The 24,702-nt window shown below is 42.8% G+C and carries 20 protein-coding genes, 7 tRNA genes, 4 rRNA genes and 1 riboswitch; of the genes, 6 read left to right on the top strand and 25 right to left on the bottom strand.

Annotated features, from left to right (window positions below; all coding sequences use genetic code 11):
* Positions 1-4 precede the first annotated feature (4 nt).
* Together thiL and NSQ54_04465 are read right to left on the bottom strand one after the other, a co-directional pair.
* Positions 5-994 (bottom strand): thiamine-phosphate kinase, encoded by a 990-nt coding sequence (gene thiL, locus NSQ54_04470; protein WYP27364.1) that lies wholly within the window; start codon positions 992-994, stop codon positions 5-7.
* A gap of 122 nt (positions 995-1,116) precedes the next feature.
* A tRNA-Met gene (locus NSQ54_04465) sits at positions 1,117-1,190 on the bottom strand.
* A gap of 232 nt (positions 1,191-1,422) precedes the next feature.
* Between NSQ54_04465 and NSQ54_04460 the strand changes: the two genes are divergently transcribed.
* Entirely contained in the window at positions 1,423-1,569 is a 147-nt protein-coding gene (locus NSQ54_04460; GenBank protein WYP27363.1) for a hypothetical protein, read from the top strand.
* A 45-nt stretch (positions 1,570-1,614) separates the two neighbouring features.
* Here the strand turns inward: NSQ54_04460 and crcB are convergent, their stop codons facing one another.
* On the bottom strand, positions 1,615-1,971 hold the full coding sequence (gene crcB, locus NSQ54_04455) for a fluoride efflux transporter CrcB (protein ID WYP27362.1): 357 nt from the start codon (positions 1,969-1,971) through the stop codon (positions 1,615-1,617).
* The gene (locus NSQ54_04450) at positions 1,968-2,357 is read right to left on the bottom strand and encodes a CrcB family protein (protein WYP27361.1); all 390 of its coding nucleotides are present in this window, start codon (positions 2,355-2,357) and stop codon (positions 1,968-1,970) included. Before NSQ54_04450 ends, crcB begins: the two co-directional genes overlap by 4 nt.
* A gap of 123 nt (positions 2,358-2,480) precedes the next feature.
* On the opposite strand from NSQ54_04450, the gene NSQ54_04445 reads away from it, so the two are divergent.
* The 3 genes from NSQ54_04445 (at position 2,481) to NSQ54_04435 (ending at position 4,549) form a co-directional block, all read left to right on the top strand.
* The gene (locus NSQ54_04445) at positions 2,481-3,185 is read left to right on the top strand and encodes an MgtC/SapB family protein (protein WYP27360.1); all 705 of its coding nucleotides are present in this window, start codon (positions 2,481-2,483) and stop codon (positions 3,183-3,185) included.
* A gap of 63 nt (positions 3,186-3,248) precedes the next feature.
* Positions 3,249-3,878 (top strand): DedA family protein, encoded by a 630-nt coding sequence (locus NSQ54_04440; protein WYP27359.1) that lies wholly within the window; start codon positions 3,249-3,251, stop codon positions 3,876-3,878.
* Positions 3,879-4,039: 161 nt separating this feature from the next.
* Positions 4,040-4,549, top strand: coding sequence for a ferritin (locus tag NSQ54_04435; protein ID WYP27358.1), 510 nt, complete (start codon positions 4,040-4,042; stop codon positions 4,547-4,549).
* Positions 4,550-4,588: 39 nt separating this feature from the next.
* On the opposite strand, the gene NSQ54_04430 is transcribed toward NSQ54_04435, so the two are convergent.
* From NSQ54_04430 to NSQ54_04355, 16 genes are all read right to left on the bottom strand, one after another.
* Positions 4,589-6,373 (bottom strand): S9 family peptidase, encoded by a 1,785-nt coding sequence (locus tag NSQ54_04430; GenBank protein WYP27357.1) that lies wholly within the window; start codon positions 6,371-6,373, stop codon positions 4,589-4,591.
* A 150-nt stretch (positions 6,374-6,523) separates the two neighbouring features.
* Positions 6,524-6,639, bottom strand: a 5S ribosomal RNA gene (gene rrf / locus NSQ54_04425).
* Positions 6,640-7,433: 794 nt separating this feature from the next.
* A 5S ribosomal RNA gene (gene rrf, locus NSQ54_04420) occupies positions 7,434-7,549 on the bottom strand.
* A gap of 60 nt (positions 7,550-7,609) precedes the next feature.
* A 23S ribosomal RNA gene (locus NSQ54_04415) occupies positions 7,610-10,543 on the bottom strand.
* Between the two features lie 179 nt (positions 10,544-10,722).
* A tRNA-Ala gene (locus NSQ54_04410) sits at positions 10,723-10,798 on the bottom strand.
* Between the two features lie 18 nt (positions 10,799-10,816).
* Positions 10,817-10,893, bottom strand: a tRNA-Ile gene (locus NSQ54_04405).
* 109 nt (positions 10,894-11,002) lie between these two features.
* A 16S ribosomal RNA gene (locus tag NSQ54_04400) occupies positions 11,003-12,554 on the bottom strand.
* Together the 16S, 23S and 5S rRNA genes with 6 tRNA genes alongside form the textbook arrangement of a ribosomal RNA operon.
* Before the next feature lie 215 nt (positions 12,555-12,769).
* Positions 12,770-12,846, bottom strand: a tRNA-Ile gene (locus NSQ54_04395).
* A gap of 43 nt (positions 12,847-12,889) precedes the next feature.
* Positions 12,890-12,963, bottom strand: a tRNA-Gly gene (locus tag NSQ54_04390).
* An 18-nt stretch (positions 12,964-12,981) separates the two neighbouring features.
* A tRNA-Pro gene (locus NSQ54_04385) sits at positions 12,982-13,055 on the bottom strand.
* 26 nt (positions 13,056-13,081) lie between these two features.
* Positions 13,082-13,155 (bottom strand) — tRNA-Arg (locus tag NSQ54_04380).
* Positions 13,156-13,362: 207 nt separating this feature from the next.
* Entirely contained in the window at positions 13,363-15,084 is a 1,722-nt protein-coding gene (gene cysI / locus NSQ54_04375) for an assimilatory sulfite reductase (NADPH) hemoprotein subunit (GenBank protein ID WYP27356.1), read from the bottom strand.
* 20 nt (positions 15,085-15,104) lie between these two features.
* The gene (locus NSQ54_04370; GenBank protein WYP27355.1) at positions 15,105-16,931 is read right to left on the bottom strand and encodes an assimilatory sulfite reductase (NADPH) flavoprotein subunit; all 1,827 of its coding nucleotides are present in this window, start codon (positions 16,929-16,931) and stop codon (positions 15,105-15,107) included.
* A 176-nt stretch (positions 16,932-17,107) separates the two neighbouring features.
* Positions 17,108-17,692, bottom strand: a complete 585-nt coding sequence (clpP, locus tag NSQ54_04365) for an ATP-dependent Clp endopeptidase proteolytic subunit ClpP (protein ID WYP27354.1) — start codon at positions 17,690-17,692, stop codon at positions 17,108-17,110.
* Between the two features lie 18 nt (positions 17,693-17,710).
* Positions 17,711-18,370, bottom strand: a complete 660-nt coding sequence (locus NSQ54_04360) for an RNA polymerase sigma factor (protein WYP27353.1) — start codon at positions 18,368-18,370, stop codon at positions 17,711-17,713.
* A gap of 86 nt (positions 18,371-18,456) precedes the next feature.
* A complete protein-coding gene (locus tag NSQ54_04355; GenBank protein WYP27352.1) occupies positions 18,457-18,861 on the bottom strand; it encodes an Rrf2 family transcriptional regulator in 405 nt (134 codons plus the stop codon).
* A gap of 128 nt (positions 18,862-18,989) precedes the next feature.
* Between NSQ54_04355 and NSQ54_04350 the strand changes: the two genes are divergently transcribed.
* Complete coding sequence (locus NSQ54_04350; protein WYP27351.1) at positions 18,990-19,934, top strand: NAD(P)/FAD-dependent oxidoreductase; 945 nt, start codon at positions 18,990-18,992, stop codon at positions 19,932-19,934.
* Between the two features lie 50 nt (positions 19,935-19,984).
* Here the strand turns inward: NSQ54_04350 and NSQ54_04345 are convergent, their stop codons facing one another.
* The 3 genes from NSQ54_04345 to NSQ54_04335 are packed head-to-tail and all read right to left on the bottom strand — an operon-like array spanning position 19,985 to position 22,466.
* Positions 19,985-21,373: a TrkH family potassium uptake protein gene (locus NSQ54_04345; GenBank protein ID WYP27350.1), complete on the bottom strand. Its 1,389-nt coding sequence runs from the start codon at positions 21,371-21,373 to the stop codon at positions 19,985-19,987.
* The gene (locus tag NSQ54_04340) at positions 21,366-22,022 is read right to left on the bottom strand and encodes a TrkA family potassium uptake protein (protein WYP27349.1); all 657 of its coding nucleotides are present in this window, start codon (positions 22,020-22,022) and stop codon (positions 21,366-21,368) included. The genes NSQ54_04345 and NSQ54_04340 overlap by 8 nt, the downstream gene beginning before the upstream one ends.
* 33 nt (positions 22,023-22,055) lie before the next feature.
* Entirely contained in the window at positions 22,056-22,466 is a 411-nt protein-coding gene (locus tag NSQ54_04335; GenBank protein ID WYP27348.1) for a hypothetical protein, read from the bottom strand.
* Positions 22,467-22,557: 91 nt separating this feature from the next.
* A riboswitch (cyclic di-AMP (ydaO/yuaA leader) is annotated at positions 22,558-22,713 on the bottom strand.
* Between the two features lie 136 nt (positions 22,714-22,849).
* Here NSQ54_04335 and NSQ54_04330 point away from each other — a divergent pair.
* Positions 22,850-23,305: an SAM-dependent methyltransferase gene (locus NSQ54_04330; GenBank protein ID WYP28496.1), complete on the top strand. Its 456-nt coding sequence runs from the start codon at positions 22,850-22,852 to the stop codon at positions 23,303-23,305.
* 2 nt (positions 23,306-23,307) lie between these two features.
* Here NSQ54_04330 and NSQ54_04325 read toward each other — a convergent pair whose 3' ends face one another.
* The gene (locus tag NSQ54_04325; GenBank protein ID WYP27347.1) at positions 23,308-23,496 is read right to left on the bottom strand and encodes a hypothetical protein; all 189 of its coding nucleotides are present in this window, start codon (positions 23,494-23,496) and stop codon (positions 23,308-23,310) included.
* A 119-nt stretch (positions 23,497-23,615) separates the two neighbouring features.
* Complete coding sequence (locus NSQ54_04320) at positions 23,616-24,644, bottom strand: LacI family DNA-binding transcriptional regulator (GenBank protein WYP27346.1); 1,029 nt, start codon at positions 24,642-24,644, stop codon at positions 23,616-23,618.
* Between the last annotated feature and the right edge of the window lie 58 nt (positions 24,645-24,702).

The following is a 24,702-nucleotide window of genomic DNA, read 5'->3' as shown; positions in this document are numbered from 1 at the left end:
TTCATCATTTTTTAAAATGGTTGAACCCTCCCTTCTGTAAAGGTTTACTTTGATCCTTATCCATAATATAAACCAAATGCTCGGCTTTTTCTTTCACTTCGCCAATCTGATGAATGTGAATACCTGATTTTAGAGCATTCCCTGCGAACGATGAAAATGCTGTTTCTTCTATTGTACCAATCAATTGAAAGTCCTCTCCACCATTAAACGCAAACGCAAGCTTCTGCTCTTCATTGAACTTATTAAGCGCTGGATGAAAAGGAATTTGGTCAGCTTGAAGATATATGGATACCTTACTTGCCTCAGCAAGCTCACTCGCTTCGCTCGCTACACCATCACTAATATCATTTAAAGATATCCTCGCTTTGGTTTCCGCACATAACCGGCCTGCTCCAACTTGCGGCTCTGGTTGTTGGTGCATGAGAACAAGCTCAGCCTCTGACTTATTAAACGAAGCATGCCGCCCCTTTTCTAAGAGCAGCTCAAGTCCTGCAGCAGAGCTCCCGACCGTTCCCGTAACAAATACGACATCTCCAGGAGCAGCTTTACTTCGATACAAAGAAACCGTTTCTTCCACCTGACCGATGGCCGTAACCGTAATGACGAGTGCTTCCTTAGCAGACACCGTATCTCCACCAATTAAATCCATCTTAAACTGGTTCGCGAGTTCCTGCATTCCTTTGTATAAGTCGCTTACTTCTTCATCTTCCCAAACAGAAGGAATGGCAATCGATACTAAGTAAAAGCGAGGCACAGCTCCCATTGCGGCCAAATCACTGACGTTAATCGCGAGAGCCTTCCTGCCAATTTGAAATGGAGATAATGTATCTTTTGTAAAATGCACGCCTTCAATCATCGTATCCACACAAACAACCTCACGCATGCCTTCAGTTGATGCATAAACTGCAGCGTCATCACCAATCCCCATTACTAATGAAGGTTGATGATGTGATGCCGGTTTAATCTGATCAATAAATTCAAATTCGTCCTTCACGTAAAGGGCCTCCCCTTATCACTCATTCACCTATCCAGTTTAGCTGATTTTCATAAAAGATGCGAATGGCTACTCCATGCAAAAAAACCGAAGCTTTCGCCTCGGTTTTTCTTATTTCAGTATTGCGGGGGAAGGATTTGAACCTTCGACCTTCGGGTTATGAGCCCGACGAGCTACCAGACTGCTCCACCCCGCGTCGCTATATAAATGTGTATATCATCAGTATGACCAAAATCGTTATGTTCATACCGTTTCTGTGACACAAGATATATCTTAACATGGTATTCAATATAGTGCAACTATAAATTTTGAACAAATTTCAAACAAAATGATTGCTTTTTTTATTTAATAGGAGTATGATTCATTTCATAGATTGAAAGATATGAATTTTTTGTGACAATTTCGTCTTAAAAAAGGAGAGAATAATAATGTCTGAATTTAAAAGTGCATGTCGTACAATGCTTCTTACTCCTGTTGCTCTAGGTCTAACACTATTACTATTGCCTGTGTTACTTCTGACCGATGTACCGATCCTGACTCACTTTATTGAGTTTATTAATCATAACGATCGCTAAGTGCGATTTCTTTTAAGCCTCCTGGGAAACTCCCTGGAGGCTTTTTCAATTTAAATAGAAACCAATAAGATAAAAAAGAATACAACCAAGTATGCTCCCGCTCATGTAAATCAAAAGTGATTTCCATCTTTTTTGCATAAAAAGCTCCATCGCCTCCACGCTGAAGGTCGAAAAGGTTGTAAAGGCACCTAGAAAACCAGTTGTTAAGATCAATCTGATGTTTTCCAGATCCATTCGAAGATGAGCCTGAACATACCCCAGTAAAAAAGCACCGAGTAGATTAATGATCATAATCGGAAGAGGCACCGTTGTCCGCCAAGCTAAGCGGCCTATCCAAATACTTAGCAGATACCGACTTAGTGCTCCCATCCCGCCAGCACATGCAATATAAGCTGAAATCATGTCCTCATCCTCATTTCCGCCAACCTTTTTCCTAACACGACGCCAAGACATGCCGCAAAAATCCCACCTACTACACTAATTAAAACGTACAGAATGGCTGTACTTTGAGAAGTTTCCGCTAAATGTACACTTTCAGCAGCAAACGTTGACATGGTTGTATACCCTCCACATAAGCCTGTCCCAAGTCCAAACTTTAGCCATTGACGACTAGATCTTATAAAATACCAGCCTGTGATGAAGCCTAGCAACAAACTACCTGTACCATTCACAAATAAAGTAGCATTAAAAACGTTTTGACCTGTAATTAACAAAGAAGTGAGATACCTAAAATACGTTCCTATGGCACCACCAACAAAAACAGCCATCATTATTCTCCAGTGCACCATTCCTCACCACTCTTCTTTTCTGTATACTAAACACATTGACTAAACGGTTCATTTATTGAGGTATGAATGCATACGCAAGAAGCATACCCTATATATGTACAAACTTTTTCTGGGGTGATTAAAATGGATATATTATTAATTAAACTTGTTGCTTCCCTATTATCAGGGTTTCTTATTGGGGTCGACCGACAAATTAAACATAAACCACTTGGACTTAAGACGAGCATGGTTATCTGCATAGCCAGCTGCTTAATGACCATTGTTTCCATTGAAGCAGTGGCTAAGTACGCATCTGATCATACACCAAATATGGATCCAATGCGACTTGCTGCTCAAGTGGTAAGTGGTGTCGGCTTCCTTGGCGCTGGTGTCATATTACGAAGAAGCAATGATGTGATCTCCGGTCTAACTACAGCCGCCATGATCTGGGCAGCATCTGGACTTGGTATTGCGATCGGCGCTGGCTTTTATATCGAGGCAACCTTTGCCGTAATTCTTATCCTTATTGCTATTAATGTTATACCCGCTATCCTTACTGCAGTAGGACCTACTTCCTTAAGTTCAAAGGATGTCCACACTCGGATTGTGATCACGCCAGAAGGGCAAATGAGCAGTATCATTGACGCATTACAGGTACGAGGAACAACGATAAAGGAGAGACGTATGAAACAACTTACCGTGCGAGATGTCCAAATTAAAGACCTAACAAGTGGGAATCAACAAATGGATATCACACTCTCCATTCCAAAGTCAATGTATATCACTGATATCTATTATCTCATTAAAGATATTGATCATGTTCAAACAGTAGATGTTGAAAAAAGATAGTGCCCCGTACCCAAAAACTAGATATACTGTAAGTAGACATCTAGCGATAGGACGGATAGCAAAATGGAATTTGTAAAAGAGTTAATTGCCCAGTATGGATACTTTGGCATTTTCGTTGCATTAGTTGGAGGCATTGTGGGTCTACCCATCCCCGACGAATTGCTGCTTATAACTGTTGGATATTTTACTCACTCAGGTGAGTTGAACCTATACCTTGCATTGCTTATTTCTTTACTAGGCTCAATCATCGGAATCTCAATTAGCTATTTCTTAGGAAAGAAACTCGGCCTGCCTTTTTTGATGACACATGGTTCAAAATTCTTTCTGTCTCACAGGAAAATAGACCGAGCTCAAGTCTTGTTTCAAAAGTATGGTACCTTTATTCTCGTAATTGGATATTTTATTCCAGGCGTAAGACACCTAACAGGTTACATTGCAGGAATATCAAATCTGCCTTATAAAAGGTTTTCATTGTATGCGTATAGTGGCGCTTTTATTTGGGTTCATACGTTTATATTCGCGGGAAATCATATGAGGTGGGATTGGCAGAAATTAAGTGATTCCATCATTGCTCACAAGTTTTTAGTAGGCAGTATGATTGCTTTTATTATTTTATTTGTAGTCGCTTGCTATATACTGTTTCACACTGTAAAACGGCGCCGAAAACTCCGTAGAAAATATCAGCATAATTGATAACAGAACTCACTGATTGAGAATATACAAACCAATTAAATACATGAGTGCATATTAAATTAGACTCATTCTTATTAAACAGGTCAATCCTTATTGACCTGTTCTTTGTGCTACGATACACTTAAGCTATGACGTTGTTTTAACTCGAGAGGAGCTTACCCATGCTACCAGATGATTTAACAAGAGCTTTAAATAAACAAGTAAATTTTGAATTGTACGCAGCTCATTCCTATACTGCAATTGCTGCCTATTTTGCAAACCTAGGTTTTAAAGGATTTAAGAATTTTTTCCTTGTACAAGCGGATGAGGAACGATTTCATGCAATGAAAATTTATAACTTCTTAGTGGATGTGGGTGAACGAGTCACCATCGAAACACTGGAACAACCAAAGAATCTGTTCCAATCCCCTTTAGAGGCAATCGAACACTCCTTAGCTCAAGAAAAAGATGTAACAAAAGCCATTTATAAAATCGCTGACCTAGCAACAGACCATAAAGAACACGCAACAATCGCTTTGATGAATTGGTTTGTAGAAGAACAAGTTGAAGAAGAAAGTATGTTTCGTGACATGATTGCCAAGGTGAGTCGAATTGATGTCGACAGCAGTGCCTTCGTAATGATGGATGCAGAACTCGGCAAACGATCATTTGATCCAGAAGAAGAGCATTAAGAAAAAGAACAGGACAAGTGATGTCCTGTTCTTTTTCTATTAAATGTATTGATCAAAAAATGCCAATACTCGTTCACTGACTGTGATCTGATTTGCCTTCTTGGAGAAGCCATGACCTTCATCCTCAAACACCAGATATTCCACTTCGGTCCCTTGCGCCCTCAAAGATTCTACAATTTGATCAGACTCTGCTTTTACAACACGTGGATCATTTGCTCCTTGGATAACCAGCATCGGTTTTGTCATTGTAGACAAATACGTAATCGGAGAGTCCCTTGTAAAGCGCTCCTTGTCCTCAACCGGATCCCCTATCCATATCTTCATAATTGGCTTCCAGAACTCCGGTACACTCTCGTAGAAACTAAATAAATTAGACACACCAAAGATATCAACAACTGCCTTAAAGTAGTCTGGGTGGCGTCCATGAAGCAATAAGGCCATGTATCCGCCGTAGCTTCCGCCCATAAGTAATACCTTATCCTTGTCTACGTATCCTTGTTCAATCATATAATCTACACACGCAATGTTATCAAGTCGCGGTCCGTAGCCCCAGTCACCTTCAACCATTTTCAGGAACGCAGCACCGTAGTCACTAGATCCCCTGAAGTTCGGTGCAACGATATTATAGCCTGAGTATACTAAATGCTGAAACATCGCTCTAAAGAATTTCCCTTCAGATGCCTGGGGTCCACCATGTGGCCAAAGAATCAAATGTTTATTATCTACTTCAGGTCTTGCTTTAAAATACAACGTCTCAATTTCAAGGCCATCAAAGGACTTGTATGTAAGGACTTCAGGCTCAGACAATTGATCATGGGCAATCCCTGGAACCTGAATCTGTGTCAGAGCGTCCCATTCCTGACCTTTCTTATAGACATACAAATTAACTGGTGAAGTTGCCGTTCCTCCCGAGAGATACACTGTTCCTTTTTCACTTATAACGACCTTTGAAATACTCGTCACTGGAATCGTTAATTCTGTGAGCTCCTGCTTTTCTATTACGTATTGATAAAGCTTGTCCATCACACCAATCGTCGCAGGTACATAGAGGATTCCCTGATCACGATCAAGTTTAATGGATCGCAGCTCCGTTCGTTCTACCTCTGCTACTTTTTTCATTTCCTTTGTTTCTATATTATAAGAAGCTAAATAATAAAAATCAGCTTGATAATTAGTTGTAAAATAAATAAACGTATCGTTCAGAAAGGCAACCTTACCAAAAGTGTAAGATAGCTCAGGTTGATCTACAAGTGGGATTAATTCATTTCCATCTAATAAGTAAGGAACCGAATGTGAGTTTGCAAACATACGTCCTACAACAAGCTTAGACCCGTCCGCATTTTTTGCTGCTAAAAAAGTTGGCGCAACTTCACCCTCATGAAGGACCTTCACCTCTCCAGTTTCAAGGTGATAAGCATTCGTATTTAAATACGTCTCATTTTCATCAGTTGTATTATAGAAGAGCGTTGTACCATCCTCAGAAAGCCCACTCAGCATATGACGTTGACCTTCTTTTGTCACAAGTGGCTTTAACACCCCACCATTACGAGGTAATACATAAATTTGAGTGTTCTCATCTCCATCATGATCAAACGATGCAATGATAAATGAACCATCCTTGCTATACGTTAAATCATAACAACTCTGACCGATGGAAGTCAGTTTATAAGGAAAACGAGAATCTGTGTTCATCCCCCATAGTTCGAATACTCCACTCAAATTTGCCGAAAAGATAACCTGATCCTCCTCCGGACTGACTGCAAATACTCCGATCTCAATTAATTCATAGAACTGTCTCGCTTCTGGATGATCAAACGTAATCATAGCATTCTCCTTAGTGTATGTAAGATTGGAAGTCTTTCCCTTCTTCCTATTCTAGCATAGTTAAAAGCAATGAATGATCATTTCACAAAAAATTTAGACAATAACATACAAAAAGATCGCGCATTTCCTATTGAAATGCGCGATCTTAATGCCCGGCAACGTTCTACTCTCGCAGGGGGAAGCCCCCAACTACCATTGACGCAGAAGAGCTTAACGGCCGTGTTCGGCATGGGAACGGGTGTGACCTCTTCGCTATTGCCACCGGACTGTATGTGAGTTTCTCTAACACATGAATTAGAATAACATGTCTAAAGACACGATGCAACACATTTCGCGAAATTTGTCGTATATTTTTTAGAATTGATTTTTGAGTGAGGTGGTATGCGCAGTTGTATGATTTGTTGAGCTAATTTTCTAGATTTCTGTAACGTTGATCTCGTGTTAAGATTCTATTTATGTACTTAGCGAGTTGCTCTGTATAGAGGAAAGCAAAGCTTCTTGGTAAGTTGTTCTTTCTTCTTTGTATTGCCCCTACTCTTCTTACTATGACGGGGTGCTTCTTAGTACAAGAAGCTTCCTTCTTAATAAAGTTGATTTGCTTCTTGGTATCAGGGGGTGCTTCTTAATTAAAGGTACTGTGGGCTTGGTATATTTGTCATTTTCCTTGGTAAAAGACGCGCAATCTTGGTTAATCTTTTCTCTTTCTTGATATTGAGAGTGTGGTCTTACTCTTTTCATTAGTCTTCTTGGTATTGTGCTTTTCCTTGATAAAAAGGTCTTTCTTCATGGTTTTGCTCGTAATCTTCTTATTATAGTGGGGTGCTTCTTGGTACAAGAAGCTTCCTTCTTATTAATCTCGGCTTGCCCCTTGGTATCGTGGACTCATTCTTGATTGAATGTGCTGGGGGCTTGATTTTGTCTGCATCTTCCTTTGTAACGGCCCAGAGTTCTTAGTGCTTCTTCTTCTCATCTTGGTTCTTTGGCTATTTCTCTGCTCTTCTGTCTTCAATGAAAACCACAAAAAAACCTCTCATCATAAGATGAAAGGTTTTTAATCAGTGCCCGGCAACGTTCTACTCTCGCAGGGGGAAGCCCCCAACTACCATTGACGCAGAAGAGCTTAACGGCCGTGTTCGGCATGGGAACGGGTGTGACCTCTTCGCTATTGCCACCGGACTCATTGAAAGAAAATGATTCCTTCAAAACTAAATCGTGCTCACACAGTCATACACCAAATTGGATAAGTCCTCGACCGATTAGTATCTGTCCGCTCCATGTGTCGCCACACTTCCACTCCAGACCTATCAACCTCATCATCTCTAAGGGGTCTTACTAGCTTACGCTATGGGAAATCTCATCTTGAGGGGGGCTTCATGCTTAGATGCTTTCAGCACTTATCCCGTCCACACGTAGCTACCCAGCGATGCTCCTGGCGGAACAACTGGTACACCAGCGGTGTGTCCATCCCGGTCCTCTCGTACTAAGGACAGCTCCTCTCAAATTTCCTGCGCCCGCGACGGATAGGGACCGAACTGTCTCACGACGTTCTGAACCCAGCTCGCGTGCCGCTTTAATGGGCGAACAGCCCAACCCTTGGGACCTACTTCAGCCCCAGGATGCGACGAGCCGACATCGAGGTGCCAAACCTCCCCGTCGATATGGACTCTTGGGGGAGATAAGCCTGTTATCCCCAGGGTAGCTTTTATCCGTTGAGCGACGGCCCTTCCATTCGGCACCGCCGGATCACTAAGCCCGACTTTCGTCCCTGCTCGACTTGTAGGTCTCGCAGTCAAGCTCCCTTATGCCTTTGCACTCTTCGAATGATTTCCAACCATTCTGAGGGAACCTTTGGGCGCCTCCGTTACTGTTTAGGAGGCGACCGCCCCAGTCAAACTGCCCACCTGACAATGTCCCTGACCCGGATCACGGGTCGAGGTTAGAATGTCAGCACCGTCAGGGTAGTATCCCACCAATGCCTCCACCGAAGCTGGCGCTCCGGTTTCAAAGGCTCCTACCTATCCTGTACAAACGATACCAACATCCACTATCAGGCTACAGTAAAGCTCCATGGGGTCTTTCCGTCCTGTCGCGGGTAACCTGCATCTTCACAGGTACTATAATTTCACCGGGTCTCTCGTTGAGACAGTATCCAAATCGTTACACCATTCGTGCGGGTCGGAACTTACCCGACAAGGAATTTCGCTACCTTAGGACCGTTATAGTTACGGCCGCCGTTTACTGGGGCTTCAATTCAGAGCTTCTCCCGAAGGATAACCCCTCCTCTTAACCTTCCAGCACCGGGCAGGTGTCAGCCCCTATACTTCGCCTTGCGGCTTCGCAGAGACCTGTGTTTTTGCTAAACAGTCGCTTGGATCTTTTCACTGCGGCTCTCTCGGGCTTGCACCCTAATAGAGCACCCCTTCTCCCGAAGTTACGGGGTCATTTTGCCGAGTTCCTTAACGAGAGTTCTCCCGCGCGTCTTAGAATTCTCTTCTCGCCTACCTGTGTCGGTTTGCGGTACGGGCACCTTCCACCTCGCTAGAGGCTTTTCTAGGCAGCGGAGGATCAGGGACTTCGGTACTAAATTTCCCTCGCTATCACTGCTCAGCCGAACGGAAAGCGGATTTGCCTACTTTCCAGCCTAACAGCTTAGACGCGCATATCCATCAGCGCGCTCACCCTACCTTTCTGCGTCCCCCCATTACTCAAACGGTGGAGAGGTGGTACAGGAATATCAACCTGTTGTCCATCGCCTACGCTTTTCAGCCTCGGCTTAGGTCCCGACTGACCCTGAGCGGACGAGCCTTCCTCAGGAAACCTTGGGCTTTCGACGGAGGGGATTCTCACCCCTCTTTTCGCTACTCATACCGGCATTCTCACTTCCAAGCACTCCACTAGTCCTCACGATCTAGCTTCGCTGTCCTTGGAACGCTCCCCTACCACGAACACCTAAGGTGTTCATCCATAGCTTCGGTGATACGTTTAGCCCCGTTACATTTTCGGCGCAGAGTCACTCGACCAGTGAGCTATTACGCACTCTTTAAATGGTGGCTGCTTCTAAGCCAACATCCTGGTTGTCTGGGCAACTCCACATCCTTTGCCACTTAACGTATACTTTGGGACCTTAGCTGATGGTCTGGGCTGTTTCCCTCTTGACTACGGATCTTAGCACTCGCAGTCTGACTCCCGAGGATAAGTACTTGGCATTCGGAGTTTGACTGAATTCGGTAATCCTGTGGGGACCCCTCGTCCAATCAGTGCTCTACCTCCAAGACTCTTCCCTCGAGGCTAGCCCTAAAGCTATTTCGGGGAGAACCAGCTATTTCCGAGTTCGATTGGCATTTCACCCCTACCCACACCTCATCCCCGCATTTTTCAACATGCGTGGGTTCGGGCCTCCATTCAGTGTTACCTGAACTTCACCCTGGACATGGGTAGATCACTCGGTTTCGGGTCTACGACGGCGTACTCAATTCGCCCTATTCAGACTCGCTTTCGCTACGGCTCCGCCTCATCAGCTTAACCTTGCACGACATCGTAACTCGCCGGTTCATTCTACAAAAGGCACGCCATCACCCGTTAATGGGCTCTGACTAGTTGTAGGCACACGGTTTCAGGATCTCTTTCACTCCCCTTCCGGGGTGCTTTTCACCTTTCCCTCACGGTACTGGTTCACTATCGGTCACTAGGGAGTATTTAGCCTTGGGAGATGGTCCTCCCGGATTCCGACGGGGTTTCACGTGTCCCGCCGTACTCAGGATACACTCCGGAGGAAACGAAGTTTCGGCTACGGGGTTGTTACCCTCTTTGACGCATCTTTCCAGATGCTTCACCTACTCCGTTTCTTTGTAACTCCAATGGAATGTCCTACAACCCCTGAAGGCAAGCCTTCAGGTTTGGGCTGTTTCCGTTTCGCTCGCCGCTACTCAGGAAATCGATTTTTCTTTCTCTTCCTCCGGGTACTTAGATGTTTCAGTTCCCCGGGTCTGCCTCCTCGTATCCTATGTATTCAGATACGGGTACCATTCGATTAAAAATGGTGGGTTCCCCCATTCGGATATCCTCGGATCAAAGCTCACTTACAGCTCCCCGAGGCGTTTCGCCGTTCGTCGCGTCCTTCTTCGGCTCCTAGTGCCAAGGCATTCACCGTGCGCCCTTCATAACTTAACCAAGTTGACTTCAGAACATCGCAAGATGTCATTCATCAAGTATGGTGTATATAGACTCGCTTTCATCTAACGATGATTGCGTTGTGTGTGTTTTGCATTGCACGATTTAGTTTTCAAAGAACCAGCTCCAAGACACAAAAAAAGACGTTCGATGACTCTTATTTTGTTCTAAAGAGATAATGGTGGAGCCTAGCGGGATCGAACCGCTGACCTCCTGCGTGCAAGGCAGGCGCTCTCCCAGCTGAGCTAAGGCCCCTTTATTACTTTTTAAAAATGGTGGGCCTGAGTGGACTCGAACCACCGACCTCACGCTTATCAGGCGTGCGCTCTAACCAGCTGAGCTACAGGCCCCCAATTGGGGTAATACATTGAATGAATAAGTTCATTCAAAACCGAACAAAAGCCAAAGCGTATTCACATCAGATAAACTGTGTGATCGACTAGAAGTAAAACTCCCTAGAAAGGAGGTGATCCAGCCGCACCTTCCGATACGGCTACCTTGTTACGACTTCACCCCAATCATCTGTCCCACCTTCGGCGGCTGGCTCCAAAAGGTTACCTCACCGACTTCGGGTGTTACAAACTCTCGTGGTGTGACGGGCGGTGTGTACAAGGCCCGGGAACGTATTCACCGCGGCATGCTGATCCGCGATTACTAGCAATTCCAGCTTCATGCAGGCGAGTTGCAGCCTACAATCCGAACTGAGAATGGCTTTATGGGATTGGCTTCACCTCGCGGCTTCGCAACCCTTTGTACCATCCATTGTAGCACGTGTGTAGCCCAGGTCATAAGGGGCATGATGATTTGACGTCATCCCCACCTTCCTCCGGTTTGTCACCGGCAGTCACCTTAGAGTGCCCAACTGAATGCTGGCAACTAAGGTCAAGGGTTGCGCTCGTTGCGGGACTTAACCCAACATCTCACGACACGAGCTGACGACAACCATGCACCACCTGTCACTTTGCCCCCGAAGGGGAAGCTCTGTCTCCAGAGTGGTCAAAGGATGTCAAGACCTGGTAAGGTTCTTCGCGTTGCTTCGAATTAAACCACATGCTCCACTGCTTGTGCGGGCCCCCGTCAATTCCTTTGAGTTTCAGCCTTGCGGCCGTACTCCCCAGGCGGAGTGCTTAATGTGTTAACTTCGGCACTACGGGCATCGAAACCCCTAACACCTAGCACTCATCGTTTACGGCGTGGACTACCAGGGTATCTAATCCTGTTTGCTCCCCACGCTTTCGCGCCTCAGCGTCAGTTACAGACCAGAGAGTCGCCTTCGCCACTGGTGTTCCTCCACATATCTACGCATTTCACCGCTACACGTGGAATTCCACTCTCCTCTTCTGTACTCAAGCCTCCCAGTTTCCAATGGCCGCTTGCGGTTGAGCCGCAAGATTTCACATCAGACTTAAAAGGCCGCCTGCGCGCGCTTTACGCCCAATAATTCCGGACAACGCTTGCCACCTACGTATTACCGCGGCTGCTGGCACGTAGTTAGCCGTGGCTTTCTGATGAGGTACCGTCAAGGTACCGCCCTATTCGAACGGTACGTGTTCTTCCCTCATAACAGAGCTTTACGAGCCGAAACCCTTCATCACTCACGCGGCGTTGCTCCGTCAGACTTTCGTCCATTGCGGAAGATTCCCTACTGCTGCCTCCCGTAGGAGTCTGGGCCGTGTCTCAGTCCCAGTGTGGCCGATCACCCTCTCAGGTCGGCTACGCATCGTCGCCTTGGGGAGCCGTTACCTCTCCAACTAGCTAATGCGCCGCGGGCCCATCTCATCGTGAGAGCAAGAAGCCCTCTTTTAATCCGGCACCAGGAGGTGCTAGATGTTATCCGGTATTAGCCCCGGTTTCCCGGAGTTATCCCAGTCGATAAGGTAGGTTGCCCACGTGTTACTCACCCGTCCGCCGCTAACGTTTTTGAAGCAAGCTTCAAAAACGTCCGCTCGACTTGCATGTATTAGGCACGCCGCCAGCGTTCGTCCTGAGCCAGGATCAAACTCTCCATAAAAGTGGTGAGTTGATTGCTCAACTGCTGGCGTTGATGTTACCATCAACTTTCCAATTGCGTAGCTTACACTACGACTTTTTTATACTTATGAGATATCTTGTATCTCTTCGTACGCTTGGCTTTTGTTCAGTTTTCAAAGAACTTGTCTGTCGTTTGTTTATCTTAGCGACTTTTATATGTTATCAAACAATGTTTTGTTTGTCAACAACTTTTTTTGGTGGGCCTGAGTGGACTCGAACCACCGACCTCACGCTTATCAGGCGTGCGCTCTAACCAGCTGAGCTACAGGCCCAAAAAAAGACATAAAAAAAGCACGTTCTGCCAAATATATAATTTGGAGCGGGTGATGAGAATCGAACTCACATCATCAGCTTGGAAGGCTGAGGTTTTACCACTAAACTACACCCGCATGTTATAAAAATGATGATCGGGAAGACAGGATTTGAACCTGCGACCCCTTGGTCCCAAACCAAGTGCTCTACCAAGCTGAGCTACTTCCCGAAGTCTATGTAATAGAAAATGATAAGCGCGCCCGAGAGGATTCGAACCTCTAACCGCTTGATTCGTAGTCAAGTACTCTATCCAGTTGAGCTACGGGCGCATGCAATGAAGTAATCATCGTGCAACCTGTTTAAGAACTGTTGTTATCGCGTCGCTCTTAACGACAAGTAATAATATATCATGTTCATTTAAAAGCGGCAATAGTTTTTTTAAAAAAACTTTCAACTTTTTAAAAGTCTATGAATTCAAATAACTTAAGTATATAGCGCCTCCCTTAAAAGGCGCTATATACAAGGCTTTCTACACTTCATTCATGAAAGTCTGTTCCTGAATTTACACGAGCGACATATCCAGCACGAATAACAAAGTCACCAAAGTGCTCCCCGTCTTCGCGATGTTTTGCAAAATCTGAAAGGATTGGCTTAAGTTCATTCAGAATCTCGGCTTCTCCAATATTCTCACGATACAATTTGCTTAGTCGGTCTCCAGCAAATCCTGCCCCTAGATAAACATTGTATTTACCTGGCGCTTTACCGATAAAGCCAATTTCACCGAGTGCTGCCCGCGAGCATCCATTCGGACAGCCCGCCATCCTTATAATGATTTCTTCATCTCTTAAACCGGATTCTTCTAATAAGACATCAATCTTAGTAATTAATTCAGGCAAATACCTCTCTGATTCAGCCATTGCCATTCCACAGGTTGGTAGTGCAACACAGGACATAGAATTCCTACGCAGAGCAGAATACTCTTTGCCATCTGTTAAGCCATACTTTTCAACCAGCTCATTTATTTTACGCTTTTTCTGAATTGTTACATTGCTGATCACTAGATTTTGGTTAGGACTTATCCGAAAATCTCCCGTATGAATCGCTGCAATCTCTCGTAAACCTGTCATAAGTGGATAATCTTCCGTATCTACAATTCGTCCATTCTGAATAAATAATGTTAGATGCCACTTATTGTTTGTACCTTTTACCCAGCCATAGCGGTCACCGTTGTGCTCAAAATGATACTCACGCTCTGTCTCAAGCTCCCAGCCCAAACGATCAGTTAACTCTTGTTTTACCCAATCTAGACCTCTTGAATCAATTGTATACTTAAATCTTGCATATTTTCGAATAGACCTGTTTCCATAGTCTCGTTGAATCGTAATAATTTTCTCTGCTACATCAAGTAGCTGGTCTGGTGTACAGAAGCCAATAACACGCGAAAGTTGAGGATATGTATTAGTGTCTCCGTGTGTCATACCCATTCCGCCACCTACTGCAACGTTGAATCCTTTTAGTTGTCCATCTTCTACAATTGCAATAAAACCAAGATCTTGAGAATAGACATCCACATCATTTGAAGGTGGAATCGCAATACCTATCTTAAATTTTCTTGGCAAGTAGTACTTTCCATACATAGGCTCTTGTTCTTCATCAGCTGAGCTGTCTACTACCTTCTCTTCATCTAACCAGATTTCGTGGTACGCTCTAGTGCGAGGAGAAAGATAGTCACTTAACTTACGTGCCCAATCATATACTTCTCCATGGATTTCAGATTGATATGGGTTTGGATTGCTCATGACATTCCGGTTCACGTCTCCACATGCTGCTAGTGTATCCATAAGCGAATCATTAATCTCTTTAATGCTTTTTTTCATATTCCATTTAAGGATGCCGTGCATTTGAAACGCCTGTCGAGTCGTTAACTTTAACGTTCCGTTCCCGTACTTTCTAGCTAAACGATCCATTGTTAGCCACTGGTCTGGAGTTGCTACTCCACCTGGGGCTCTTACTCGAACCATGAATTGATACGCCGGCTCTAACTTTTGCTTACGGCGCTCGTTACGCAAATCCCGATCATCTTGAAGGTAACTGCCGTGAAACTTCATTAAGCGGTTATCCCAATCAGGAATTCCTGCTGAAAGAGGACTCTCCAATGTTTCAGCCAGGGAACCACGTAAATACTGGCTTTCATCCTTAATCTGCTCTACATCACTTGGTGGGCCTGCTTGTGCGTGAATTTTATCTACCTTAACCATGATATTCTCCTTTCACCCTCTTAATAGACATCTCTCTGATAACGTTTCTGTTGTTGCATGTCTCCAAGATACGATTCTGCTTGGTCAGAGGATAATCCACCTTCAGTCTGTAAAATGGACAAAAGCGTTGCATGTACGTCATGGGCCATATGTGCTTCATCTCCACACACATAAACCACAGCGCCTGCTTCTAGCCATTCAAAAAGCTCTTTCTTGTGTTCAAGCATTTTGTGTTGAACGTATACCTTCTGTTCCTGATCTCTTGAAAAAGCAACATCTAGCTTTGTTAATACACCATCTTCTATCCATTTCAGCCATTCTGTTTGATAAAGAAAATCAGTCATAAAGTGCTGTTCGCCAAAGAATAACCATGACTTCCCTGACACATCACGTTCTTCACGTTCTTGAATAAATGAACGGAATGGTGCAACCCCAGTACCTGGGCCTACCATAATAACCGGTGTTTGCTCATCGGCAGGTAGTTTAAAGTTCTGGTTACGTTGTATGAAAACCGGAACGGTATCACCAGGCTCTAAGCGTTCAGCGCATTGCACGGAACAAACGCCAGCTCGATCTCTGCCGTGTGATTCATATCGAAGGGCACCAATTGTAAGGTGAACTTCGTCAGGACTTGCTTCATAGCTACTCGCAATCGAATAGAGACGAGGCGGGATTTTTCGTAATATAGAAGTAAATTCGATCTCATCCGCTTGAATGGGACCATAATCATTCACCAAATCAATTAGATCTCGCCCAGATAAATACGTTCTTAATGCATCCGCATTTTCAGGGTCTAGTAAACGTTTAAATTCTTCATTCGTTACAAACGGAACGAACTTCTCTAATAAAGGCTTTGAAAGAACGGTTATTTCATAATGTCTGCTAAATGCTTCTTTTAATGAAAGAAGATCACCTTGTTTGTTGATTTGAATGGATAATTCCGGATTATAACCGGTTACCCGTAAGAGCTCATCAACAATAGACTTGTCATTTGTAGGAAAAATGCCAAGGCTATCGCCCGGCTCATAAGTTAAACCTGATCCCTCTAGTGAGAGTTCGATATGTCTTGTTTCTTTATTTGATCCACGACCATTAAGGTTAAGATTTTCTAATACTTCTGCGTGGAATGGATTAGTTCTTGAATACGATGTTTGCTCGGTGCTTTGTGTTTGAGTATCACTAAGAGCAGCACTCCCCACAGAGCTCGATTCTGTAAGATCACTAATTCCTCTTAACACACCTTCAAACCATTCCTCTGCATCATCTGTGAAATCAACATCACAATCTACTCGAGGATATAGCCTCTTTCCACCGAGCTCTTCTAGCCGTTGGTCAATGTCCTTTCCTGTTTTGCAGAAGAATTCATAGGAGGTATCCCCTAATGCAAGAACAGAATAATGCAAATTTTCTAGCTTGGGAGCTTTTCTTCCATTAAGGAACTCAATAAAAGATAACGCATTATCCGGTGGGTCCCCCTCACCATGAGTGCTTGCAACCAGTAATAAGTTTGATAGATTCTTCAACTCTTTTGGCTTATACTCACTCATCGAAGAAACAGTAACATTAAATCCTTTGCTTTCTAGCTTTAGTCCGAACTCTTCCGATAAGCTCTGGCCGTTCCCTGTTTGCGACCCGTATAGGATCGTTATTTCCTTAGATACAGGAGCCACATCTGCTTGTTGTGTGGGTTGTTGCGTTACAGGCTCAATCGTACTGGCCGTTGTTTGGCTAGCCGCTAAAAAACCACTAATCCAAATCTTTTGCTCTGTTGTTAATGTAGGTACTAATTGATTCAATAAATCAACTTGCTCTTGAGAAAAAGGACTATTCTGAATATGAAGTTGCAACGATTTCCACCTCACAAAAAAGATAATCTACAATCATCTTATTATTAGTTGAAATTACTATGTACTTTCCCATATTAATCTACTACTTTATCCTAACTTTATAATTCCTATGTGTCAAATAGGTTTTAAGTTTTTAACGCAAAAAAGAACGCACCTATAAATGGCGCGTTTTCATCTTATTGCGAGGTAATTATTTTATCAATGACGCCATATTCAAGTGCTTCTTCTGAAGTCATAAAGTAATCGCGATCCATGTCTTTAGATACCTTTTCTTTTGCTTGCCCCGTCTGTAGCGCTATAAACTCTTCTAGCTGCTCTCGAAGCTTTATAATACGCCGAGCACTGATTTCAATATCAGCTGCTTGACCCTGCGCACCTCCTAAAGGTTGATGAATCATAATTTCACTATTCGGAAGCGCCATTCGTTTTCCTTTCGCTCCAGCAGTTAGGAGGATTGCACCCATTGAGGCAGCCATACCTATACAAATGGTTTGCACGTTGGGTTTAATTAAATTCATTGTATCAAGAATAGCCATTCCGGCTGAGGTTGAACCTCCAGGACTATTAATATAGAGAGAAATATCTTTTTGGGGATCTTCTGCGGCAAGAAATAATAACTGTGCAACGATACTATTTGCAATCGGGTCATTCACCTCTGAACCAAGAAAGACAACTCGGTCTTTAAGTAATCGTGAATAGATATCATACGTTCTTTCCCCTTGGTTTGTTTTTTCAACAACATACGGAACCGCATTCGTCATGGTAAATTCCCCCTTCATCTAAGCAACCATCTGAAGACAACTTGAAAATGATGTAGGTGCCATTGTTGGTTTTTTTCTTTGTTCATTCTCTGCAAGATAAAGTCGAAGTAATGTATTCACATCTCCATTTGCTAAAATCGTCCGATACTGCGACACGACATCTTCCTTTATCTCACGCTCATCATTAAAAAAATCAGCATGAACTCTCTTCCTCCCTCTGTGTAAGCTCGATTTAATGGACCCTTCAGACATTCCGAGAACACGAGCTGTTTCTTTTAACGAAAAGCCTAACGCTTCAACAAGTAAAAATACTGTTCGTTGCTTTGGTGTGCAGGATTTTAGCAATTGTTCAATTGCTTCATCAGCAATGCCAATTGTCGGACTAGCTTCGCCTGAAATTTCGTCCTTATGCTCCGTCAGCACTTCTTCAATCTTCTTTTTGCGTAAGCGATCCGTCCATGTATTCGAAGCGATCTTGTGTAAGTAAGCTTTGGAAACGGGCACTTGCTTATGGAGTGAATAACGATACAACTTTTCTAATGTTTCTTGCATCAGATCCTCAGCGTCCCATTTCGTGTAGGCAATGTAGTGACAGTATCTCTCTAATGACTTTAGGTGCGGAGAAACCACTTCTTCAAAGTTTTCATTAACTGAAGTACCTTGAACCATTGAGCGCATGTCTACCTCCATTTCTTTGACTTCACTTATATAAACGAAAAAACCGTTCATTAAGATACGGTTTTTCAAAAAAGAATAAAATAAGTTTACTTCTGTGCCATTGTGGCCTTCTCGGCAATATCCCCAATCATCTGGGACTGTAGGTATTCATCCATCTTTTTCTCGGAATTCATCATCACGTCTTCGATTAAACATCCAGGCTTATTACTTTCACAGCCTTTAAATAAGGGAGCATTCCCTTCGATTGCTTGGATAATCTCCAGAAACGAGATCGAATATTTGTCTCGACTCAGACGGTATCCCCCTTGAGCACCGGAATGAGATTCAATAAGCCCCTGCTTTGTTAGCTTAGTTAAAATCTTTGAGAGATAAGATGAAGATACTCCTTGATGATCTGCTAATTCTTGAACACCAATGATTGGATTTTCGTCCTGCGAAGCCAAATATAACATCGTATGTAAAGCATAGTTTGTTCCCTTTGAATAATTCATTCAATCACCCGGCATCTTAATGTAGTTAAGGTTATTATCTCAATTGACATTCGCAAGCGTCAATAAACAGTCTCTTTGTATTTGCTTTTTTCAATCATCCCTTCTATTATAGATATAGAGTATCTATAATGGAGACGAAAGAAGGCGACAAGATGCAACCCAACTATATTGTTGATTGTGCAATCATTGGAGGCGGTCCAGCTGGCCTTAGTTCAGCTCTCGTGCTAGGAAGATCCCGTAGAGACGTTCTTCTATTTGATGATGCAACAAATCGTAATCAAGTGACACATGAATCTCATGGATTTCTCACAAGGGACGGTACAACCCCCTCCGAGCTTCGGAGACTCGGACGAGAAGATGTAACAGCGTACTCCTCCGTTAATATTATTGAACAGACCGTTTCATCCATCGCTCCAGCTAATGATGATTCTTTTTTTACCATTACTACATCTGATGCTAAACGCTATTATGCGAAGAAATTAATTCTCGCCGTCGGTTTTAAAGAGTCTCTCCCTTCTATAGAAGGAATACACCATTTTTACGGAAAAAGTGTATTTAATTGTCCGTATTGTGATGGATGGGAACTCAGAGATCAGCCTTTGATTATTATTAATGATACGGAGCATGCCAGTCATATGGCGAAGGTTCTCTATAATTGGTCAAAGGATTTAGTGTTAGCGACAAATGGTTCCGACTTTGATATAGAGCCTGAAGTAATACAGAAGCTTAAGGAAAAGGGTATTACCATTCAGACCCAAAAAATCGTCCAGCTCTCTGGAGAAAATGGACAGCTCTCAAGCGTAACATTTGAAGATGGAACAAAGCTTGATCGTTCTGGTGGATTTGTAGCGCCTACGTTTATATTTAATCCACTTAGAGAAAAGATGAATTTTGAATTGACTGAGCACGGGGCTCTGGTCATTGATGATTTCGGACGCACATCTATTAAAAACATCTATGCAGCAGGAGATGCGATCAGTCCTGCCTATTCGCAGCTTATTGTGTCAGCAGCATCGGGTCATAAGGCAGGGATTGGGGTGAATGCAGATTTAACTGAAGAATTATTTGCTTAACATACAAAAAAAGATGACGACTCCTAAAATGGAATTCGTCATCTTTCTTTTTATCCAATTAACACATGATCCTCGGGATACCCAAGCTTTGACTTACGCTTTTTCTCCGCTAATGCATAAGCAAGCGTCAGGGGGCCTAAACGTCCAATAAACATAGTGACTGTCACAATTGCTTTTCCGGGCTCAGTCAGTTCACTTGTGAGTCCCATTGAGAGACCAGCTGTACTGAATGCTGAAGTCGCTTCAAAAAGAACCTCCATAAAATGTTCTTCATAAATTCCCTCTGTTACAGTCAGGAGCAAAGCAACGATAAGCACACATAGAATGGAGCTCATGACCACCGCAAGTGCACGCATGATCACATCCGTTGAGATCTTACGTTCAAATGCATGGATTTGGCCACCACCACGGAAAGTATTAATCGTCGCTAAAATTAATACAAAGAATGTTGTTGTTTTAATTCCGCCTCCGGTCCCTCCAGAAGAAGCACCGATAAACATCAGTATAATTAATACAAGCTGAGAAGCTGAAAGCATTGAACTGATATCTATTGTGTTAAAACCGGCACTCCTGGCTGTCGCACTTTGGAAGAATCCTGACCAGATCCGTTCAGATACACTTAATTGACCGAATGTATGAGGGTTTAAGGTCTCCAATGCAAACAAAAGAACAAACCCCACCAGGAGTAAGCTGCCTGAACTTACTAACACAATTTTTGTGTGCAAGGATAAAGGCTTCCACTTTCGTTTTCGAATCAATTCAACAATGACGATATACCCTAATCCCCCACTTACAAGTAACCAAATGATTGTAAGATTCACAACCGGATCGTTTACGTATTCAGAGAGACTATCCGACCATAACGCGAATCCAGCATTGTTAAACGCCGAGATCGAATGAAATATCGCGTTGTATAATGCATCTGAAAAACCCATATCTCCCGTCCAGCGTAAGGTTAAAACCGCTACTGCCACCATCTCAAAAGCAAAAGCAATACAAACAATGTATAGACATAGCTTTACTAAACCAGAAGAAGACTTGGATTGAGTGGTTTGCTGAATGATTAATCGTTGTCTTAATCCTATTCGTTTACCGAGCAAAATGGCTATGATTACTCCCATAGTCATAAACCCAAGTCCACCAATTTGAATGAGAACAGCTATAATAACTTGACCAAAAGTAGAAAACACAGTGCCGGTGTCTACAACTGCAAGTCCATTTACACAGACGGCAGAGGTTGCTGTAAATAATGCATCTACTAAACCAATCGACAGTCCGCTAGCGGATGAAACTGGTAAAGCTAATAATATTGCTCCGATTAAAATAAGAAAAAGAAAGACGAGCATCACGAATTGAGGTGGGCTCATCTTGTTTGTCATCTGAGAAAGTTTAACCTTCAATGCATTCTTTTGATGGATATGGGGCTCCATGTTATTCATACTTACGTTCCAGTGCACTTATATCTTCATTCGCTCCAATAATAAGTAGCGTATCACCTGTCCGAATCTTATCTTCTGCTAGCGGTGAAATATTCATCCCATCTGCTGATTTGATGGCCATAATATTCACACCATATTTGGCACGGACATCAAGCTCTTGAATCGTATATCCGTTCATCATAGCCGGTGCATTAAGCTCAACTAAGTTATAGTCAGGAGACAATTCAATATAATCAATTAAGTTATTTGAGCTTAATTGCCTACCTAAGCGAATACCCATGTCTCGTTCTGGATAGACCACTTGATCCGCACCTATTTTGGTTAAAACCTTCCCGTACATGATATTTTTTGCCTTCACCGTAACCTTTGGAATATTCATTTCTTTCAGCAGAAGTGTTGTTAGAATACTTGATTGAAGATTCTCACCGATCGCAACAATCGCATGACTAAAGTTCCCAACTCCAAGTTCTTTTAATACCTCTTCATCCGTTGAATCGGCTTGAATGGCATGTGTAGCAATGGATGACATACTTTGAACCAAATCAATATCTTTATCTACAGCTAGAACCTCGTGCCCTGCCTCAACTAATGTCTGAGTCAAACTACTGCCAAAGCGCCCTAGACCGATTACGATAAATTGTTTTTTCAAGAATTTCTCCTCCTACACATCCCTTGTTCCTTGTTATCTACTTGAAGGAACGATATGCAAATCAATGTCACCCATCTTACTCACTAGACGATTAATGAAATCTCCTTTTTTAAGAAGCTCCCATCTTGATTTACTGCATTCACTGATCACTAGCTGTGTGATTTTATTCTCACGTGCCTGATCTAAAATAATTTGCGGAAGCTTATCCTGTCCGTTATACGTTTGAAAGATCGAGTTCATACGTTCATCATCGACCAAATCCTGACAGCCTAATCGTGATAACTGATCTTTACAGCGTTCCTCATCTTCAGACTGCCCACTCAAATACAATATATATAAAGGAGAATCAAACATTTGCGAAAGCTGGACCCCTCTTTGTACAAGAGGATCCCCATTCTGATTCTCTGAAATATGGCATACCATAATTTTTTCTTCCATGTTCATTTCTACATACCCTCCTAAGGTTGTTTAACAGCACAAAAAAACTCCAAGAAAAGAGAGCATCATCTAGGAGCTTTTAGCTTCAGCATAGATCGTTCTCTCTCAAATACGCATACGAGGTTAGCTGACGGATTCGGACTTGAGAGTGCCCGTTATTCCTTACTCAAAGGTAAGAAATAATTAACCCCAGAGTTTACAAACTCAATGGTTCCCCCGTTATTTCGGTTGAAATATTCTGCGCTTTTCTTTTATTTCTAAAGCTGATCATACGCCTCTTGTTCAAAGAAATAAAGCCTTTTTTTTATTTTTTTCAAAGAAACTTTTAGGAGTATTATGTACAATGATAAGTATACTTATATCTGTATATTTTTAGGAGGAGTAATATGATGATCAAAATCGAGCCAATCGGCGTAGTAGCAAGCGAAAGAAGCGAAGTTAAAGATGACCATTGGGGATCAGTCCAATCAAAGATTGTGGTTAATCATTCATTTTCAGAAGAATCTTTATTTGAGATTGAATCCTTCTCTCATGTAGAAGTGATCTTTTATTTCCATGAAGTGGAGGAGGAAAAGATTATTACGGGTGCGAGACACCCACGAAATAATGAGGCCTATCCCTTAACAGGAATCTTTGCGCAGCGAGGTAAAAACAGACCAAACCGTTTAGGACTGACGACCGCTCGTATGATCAAAAGAGAGGGGCTCACACTGATTGTCGAAAACTTGGATTGTATAGATGGGACACCTGTCCTCGACATTAAGCCCGTTATGAAAGAATTTCTCCCAAAAGGAACAATCACGCAACCGACATGGTCTCATGAGCTAATGAAGCATTATTGGTAGCCTTACACAAACAATCCGCCAAGTAATGGCATCGCAATTAAGATCAGCAGTGTGATGAGACTAGAAGATAACGCCCACTTCTTTATACTTGGTTCAAGTCCAAACAATGTATCCAGGATGCCGTTTAGAATGAATACAATCAAATACGTCCCACCAAGGATTATAAGCATGTAAGGTAGATAATCAATCATTGTGGTCACTCCCTTTATGACAGTTTTACCCATTGTATCACATGAAGTAGCTGGCGGACGACCTTACATAGCCAAAAAAAGCCCGAGAATTTGTCTCCAATTCTCAGGCTTTTATCTTTTTATTCGACATACGTTTTACTTGTTGCTCTTCGGATTAAGTGGTGATCAACAATTAAGCCTTTTGGTGGCGTTTTAGGATCAAGAATCCTTTGGCGAACCATTTGAGCCGCTTTATAGCCTAATTCAAAAATACGGATATCTAACGTTGTAAGTGGTGGAGTAGAGAGCTTTGACATTAAGACATTATTAAAACTCACGACTGACATGTCATCTGGCACAGAGATATTCATACTGAATAACATTCGAAGAACACCCAGCGCCATTAAATCGTCGGTAACAATCATGGCCGATGGTGGTGTTTTTCTCGACATTAATTCAATAACAGCCTTCTCCCCGCCCTCAAAAATCTCATCATGATAGACCATTAGTGATTCATCAAGTTCAATCTCAGCCTCTTCTAACGCATTACAGTAGCCACTTTTGCGATCAATCGTTACAAACGCATCGCTTCTACCACCAATAAAAGCAATTCGTTTATGCTTTAGGAGCAATAAATACTCTGTCATCATCTTCGCTGCTTGAACATTATCATTGTTTACAAAAGAAACCGATTCCCTCAGCTGCTCTGCCGGTTGCCCTACAATTACAAACGGAAAAGACTTTTCCAGAAGAAAATCAATGACCGGGTCATCAATCGTTGAATACAGCAAAATGAGCCCATCTACACGACGACTATGTACCATATCCTTCACTTCATCTAAAATCGCTTGCTCCGTTTGACTTGTAGACAAATATAGCCCATATCTTTTTTCATTCGCTTCAGCCGTGATGCCACGTAAAACTTCAGGAAAGAAAGGATTTTGGAATGGTGCATAGCTTGCACTCGGCATAATTACTCCGATTACATTTGTGCGGTTATTGACTAGATTTCTCGCGTTAACATTCGGATAATAACCGAGCTCCTCCATCACACTTCTTACTTTTTCCTTTGTCTTCATGCTGATGTTTGGATTGTTTGCAATGACTCTTGAAACGGTAGAAGGAGCGACATTTGCGCGTTTGGCAACGTCTTTTATAGTTATTGTCATCGTGCTTCCATCCTTTATAAGCAGGCATTAATTATACACTCTTTTATCATGACAATGA

The sequence above is a fragment of the Alkalihalobacillus sp. FSL W8-0930 genome, assembly GCA_037965595.1.
In the GTDB taxonomy this organism is placed as follows: domain Bacteria; phylum Bacillota; class Bacilli; order Bacillales; family Bacillaceae_D; genus Alkalicoccobacillus.
The sequence above is the reverse complement of the archived record's forward strand: the minus strand, read 5'-3'. Positions and strand labels throughout refer to the sequence as shown.

Bases quoted from the DNA above. Each gene is read 5' to 3' on its own strand.
- NSQ54_04355 (WYP27352.1), bottom strand. From the start codon at position 18,861: ATGAATTATTCAAAGGGAACAAACTATGCTTTACATACGATGTTATAT.
- NSQ54_04330 (WYP28496.1), top strand. From the start codon at position 22,850: ATGATCAAAATCGAGCCAATCGGCGTAGTAGCAAGCGAAAGAAGCGAA.
- NSQ54_04320 (WYP27346.1), bottom strand. From the start codon at position 24,644: ATGACAATAACTATAAAAGACGTTGCCAAACGCGCAAATGTCGCTCCT.
- NSQ54_04325 (WYP27347.1), bottom strand. From the start codon at position 23,496: ATGATTGATTATCTACCTTACATGCTTATAATCCTTGGTGGGACGTAT.
- NSQ54_04440 (WYP27359.1), top strand. From the start codon at position 3,249: ATGGAATTTGTAAAAGAGTTAATTGCCCAGTATGGATACTTTGGCATT.
- cysI (WYP27356.1), bottom strand. From the start codon at position 15,084: ATGGTTAAGGTAGATAAAATTCACGCACAAGCAGGCCCACCAAGTGAT.
- NSQ54_04445 (WYP27360.1), top strand. From the start codon at position 2,481: ATGGATATATTATTAATTAAACTTGTTGCTTCCCTATTATCAGGGTTT.
- NSQ54_04460 (WYP27363.1), top strand. From the start codon at position 1,423: ATGTCTGAATTTAAAAGTGCATGTCGTACAATGCTTCTTACTCCTGTT.
- clpP (WYP27354.1), bottom strand. From the start codon at position 17,692: ATGACGAATGCGGTTCCGTATGTTGTTGAAAAAACAAACCAAGGGGAA.
- NSQ54_04345 (WYP27350.1), bottom strand. From the start codon at position 21,373: ATGAATAACATGGAGCCCCATATCCATCAAAAGAATGCATTGAAGGTT.
- NSQ54_04430 (WYP27357.1), bottom strand. From the start codon at position 6,373: ATGATTACGTTTGATCATCCAGAAGCGAGACAGTTCTATGAATTAATT.
- crcB (WYP27362.1), bottom strand. From the start codon at position 1,971: ATGATTTCAGCTTATATTGCATGTGCTGGCGGGATGGGAGCACTAAGT.
- NSQ54_04435 (WYP27358.1), top strand. From the start codon at position 4,040: ATGCTACCAGATGATTTAACAAGAGCTTTAAATAAACAAGTAAATTTT.
- NSQ54_04360 (WYP27353.1), bottom strand. From the start codon at position 18,370: ATGCGCTCAATGGTTCAAGGTACTTCAGTTAATGAAAACTTTGAAGAA.
- NSQ54_04350 (WYP27351.1), top strand. From the start codon at position 18,990: ATGGAGACGAAAGAAGGCGACAAGATGCAACCCAACTATATTGTTGAT.
- NSQ54_04450 (WYP27361.1), bottom strand. From the start codon at position 2,357: ATGGTGCACTGGAGAATAATGATGGCTGTTTTTGTTGGTGGTGCCATA.
- NSQ54_04335 (WYP27348.1), bottom strand. From the start codon at position 22,466: ATGAACATGGAAGAAAAAATTATGGTATGCCATATTTCAGAGAATCAG.